3 protein-coding genes are annotated in these 3484 nt (G+C 61.4%); 1 reads left to right on the forward strand and 2 read right to left on the reverse strand.

Annotation, left to right across the window (positions count from 1 at the left end; translation table 11 throughout):
• On the reverse strand, positions 1 to 1955 hold a 1955-nt coding region (gene clpA / locus WBB85_RS03050), incomplete at its 3' end, for an ATP-dependent Clp protease ATP-binding subunit ClpA (protein WP_432637149.1).
• Between the two features lie 204 nt (positions 1956 to 2159).
• Entirely contained in the window at positions 2160 to 2927 is a 768-nt protein-coding gene (gene gloB, locus WBB85_RS03055) for a hydroxyacylglutathione hydrolase (RefSeq protein WP_432637150.1), read from the reverse strand.
• A gap of 62 nt (positions 2928 to 2989) precedes the next feature.
• Here gloB and WBB85_RS03060 point away from each other — a divergent pair.
• Positions 2990 to 3484: class I SAM-dependent methyltransferase (locus tag WBB85_RS03060; protein ID WP_432637151.1), on the forward strand; the 495-nt coding region annotated here is incomplete at its 3' end.

Below are 3484 nucleotides of genomic sequence, written 5' to 3' on the forward strand. Positions count from 1 at the left end.
CGGTTGCGGAATTCCGGCGTGAAGGTCCGCTCAATCGCTGCGGTGTCTTCGCCGGTGCGGCGTTCGCGGCCAAAGCCGATGGCCGATTGGGCCTGTTCCATCGCGCCTGCATTCGAGGTCATGATCAAGATCACATTGCGGAAATCAACCGTGCGACCGTTATGGTCGGTCAGTTTGCCGTGATCCATCACCTGCAGCAGGATGTTGTAGACATCCGGATGCGCTTTTTCGATCTCGTCGAGCAGGAGGACGCAATGCGGGTGCTGGTCGATGCCGTCGGTCAGCATGCCGCCCTGATCGAAGCCGACATAGCCCGGGGGCGCGCCTATCAGCCGGCTGACCGCATGCTTCTCCATATATTCCGACATGTCGAAGCGCAGGAGTTCCACGCCGAGACTGTCGGCCAGTTGCTTGGCCACCTCGGTCTTGCCGACGCCTGTGGGCCCGGCAAAGAGATAGTTGCCGATGGGTTTTTCCGGCTCGCGCAGACCGGCGCGGGCGAGCTTGATCGCCGAGGAGAGCGCGTCGATCGCCTTGTCCTGACCGAACACAACGCGCTTGAGGGTCTTTTCAAGATCCTTCAGCACCTCGGCATCGTCCTTCGACACATTCTTCGGCGGGATGCGGGCGATCTTGGCCACGACGGCCTCGATCTCTTTCGGGCTGATTGTCTTGCGACGTTTCGATTCGGCCACGAGATGCTGCGCGGCACCCGCCTCATCGATCACGTCGATGGCCTTGTCGGGCAGCTTGCGGTCATGGATGTAGCGCGACGAAAGTTCCACTGCCGACTTGATCGCGTCATGCGTGTAGCGCAGATCGTGATGCTTTTCGAAATAGGGCTTCAGCCCCATCAGGATCTTGATCGTGTCGTCCACGGAAGGCTCGTTCACGTCGATCTTCTGGAACCGGCGGGAAAGCGCGCGGTCCTTTTCGAAGTGCTGGCGGAATTCCTTGTAGGTGGTGGAGCCCATGCAGCGCAGCTTGCCGCCCTGAAGCGCGGGCTTCAGGAGGTTGGAGGCATCCATAGCGCCGCCCGAAGTGGCACCGGCGCCAATCACCGTGTGGATTTCGTCGATGAAGAGAATCGCATCGGGGTGATCCTCCAGTTCTTTCACCACCGCCTTCAGACGTTCCTCGAAATCGCCGCGATAGCGGGTGCCCGCCAGAAGCGCACCCATGTCGAGCGAATAGATCGTGGCATTGGACAGCACGTCCGGCGTTTCGCCCCTTGTGATCTTCAGCGCGAGCCCTTCGGCGATGGCGGTTTTGCCGACGCCCGGGTCACCGACCAGCAGCGGGTTGTTCTTGCGGCGGCGGCAGAGCACCTGAATGCAGCGCTCAATTTCCTGTTCGCGGCCGATCAGGGGATCGACATCGCCCTTCTTCGATTTGGTGTTCAGGTCAACGCAGTATTTCGCCAGCGCCGATTCCTTGTCCTCACCATCGGTCTGGGTCCCGTGTTCCTCATGGTCCTGCGCGCCGCTGACGGGGCGGGTTTCGCCAAAGGACGGATCCTTGGCGACACCATGGGCGATGAAGTTCACCGCGTCGTAACGCGTCATGTCCTGTTCCTGCAGGAAATAGGCGGCGTTCGATTCGCGTTCGGCGAAGATCGCGACAAGAACATTGGCGCCTGTCACTTCGGTCCGGCCAGAGGACTGGACATGGATCGCGGCACGCTGAATCACGCGCTGGAAGGCGGCGGTCGGAACTGCTTCGGAGCCTTCGACATCTGTCACCAGGGTCGATAGATCGTCGTCGATGAATTCGACCAGCGTTTGGCGCAGGGCGTCGATATCGACCGAACAGGCACGCATCACCTTTGCGGCCTCAGGCTCGTCAATCAGCGCAAGCAGCAGATGTTCGAGGGTTGCAAGTTCATGCCGGCGCGCATTGGCAAGCGCGAGCGCCGCATGGATGGCCTGTTCAAGCGTGTTCGAAAATGACGGCACCTTCGTGCTCCTTTCCTTCCAGCAGGTTGGGCAACATTCCCGTGCCCACTCTCGCCTCATAGAATTAAAGTTCGGTGGAATTCGGGCAGCTTCAAGTGTTTTCTCGGAGAAAACTGGAAATCCGTCCGAAGAGACGCAATTTGTGATCGGAATTCGCTGTTTTCTGACGGGATTGTCAGCGTTTGGTAAATTCCGGGTGAGCGTTCAGAAACGATCCTTGCGCGACCGGATTTCCGCGAAGACCGCTTCATCGTCCGCTGTTTCCATCCCGAGCGCCGATTTCACCTCGGGCAGATTGGCGCGGAGGAAGGGATTCGTTGCCAGTTCGTCCGACAGGAGCGAGGGTACGGTTGGCTGTCCCTTCTCCCGTGCCGCCGTGATCGCCTCGACCCGGGATATAAGTGCTGCATTGCCGGGTTCAATGGTCAGTGCGAAGCGGGCATTGGCGGCGGTGTATTCATGGCCTGAGCAGACGAGCGTGTCGGGCGGCAATTGCGCGAGTTTGCACAGGCTTGCCCACATCTGTGCCGCTGTCCCCTCGAACAGCCGCCCGCAACCGAGCGCCATGAGGCTGTCGGCGGTGAAGGCGAGTTTCGAGTCGGGGAAATGAAAGGCGACATGGCCGACCGTGTGGCCGGAGACATTGAGAACCGTGCCACGGGCCATACCGATACGGATCGTATCGCCGGGGTTTACTGCCTCGTCCAGCGGCGGCAGCCGGTGCGCATCAGCGGCCGCGCCGATGACCCGGGCGCCGGTCGCCGCGGCAAGGGTGGCGACGCCATCGATATGGTCGCTGTGGTGATGGGTGATCAGGATATGGCTCGCCCGCCAGCCGCGTTCGCGCAAAGCGTTCAGGATCGGCGCGGCTTCGGGTACATCGACGACCGCCGTCGCGCCGGTTGCGGCGTCATGCGCCAGATAGGCATAGTTATCCGAAAGACAGGGTATGGTGACAAGTTCCAGAGCCATGGCGTTTCGGTCTCGATTGGGTATGCTCAGCGCAACTTTTGCCGAATGACGCGGCGGACGCAATGCATCTCGACGTACTGGACCTCAGGAATTTCTATTACAGGACGCAGCTTGGCCGCGTCGCGCAGAAGGCGATCCGGGATCAGGTCACTGCCTTGTGGGCGCCGTCCAAGGGGCAGACCGTCGTTGGGTATGGGTTCGCGGTGCCGCTTCTGCGCCCCTATCTTGAAGTGTCGCGTCGGGTCATCGGGCTGATGCCGGGTCCGCAGGGGGTGATGCCCTGGCCTGCGGGGATGGAGAATGTCTCGGTCCTGTGCGAGGAAACCCAGTGGCCGATAGATACGGGCATGGTCGACCGGCTGGTTCTGATGCACGGGCTTGAGACATCGGAACACCCGACCGCCCTGCTGGACGAATGCTGGCGGGTGCTGGGGCCCGGGGGGCGGGCGCTGTTTATCGTGCCGAACCGGTCCGGTCTCTGGTCGCGGTCGGACAAGACGCCTTTTGGGTATGGCCGGCCCTATTCGATGAGCCAGCTCGACGCCCAGCTTCGGCGC

This window comes from Albidovulum sp. (assembly GCF_049646345.1).
Taxonomy (GTDB): Bacteria; Pseudomonadota; Alphaproteobacteria; order Rhodobacterales; family Rhodobacteraceae; genus Albidovulum.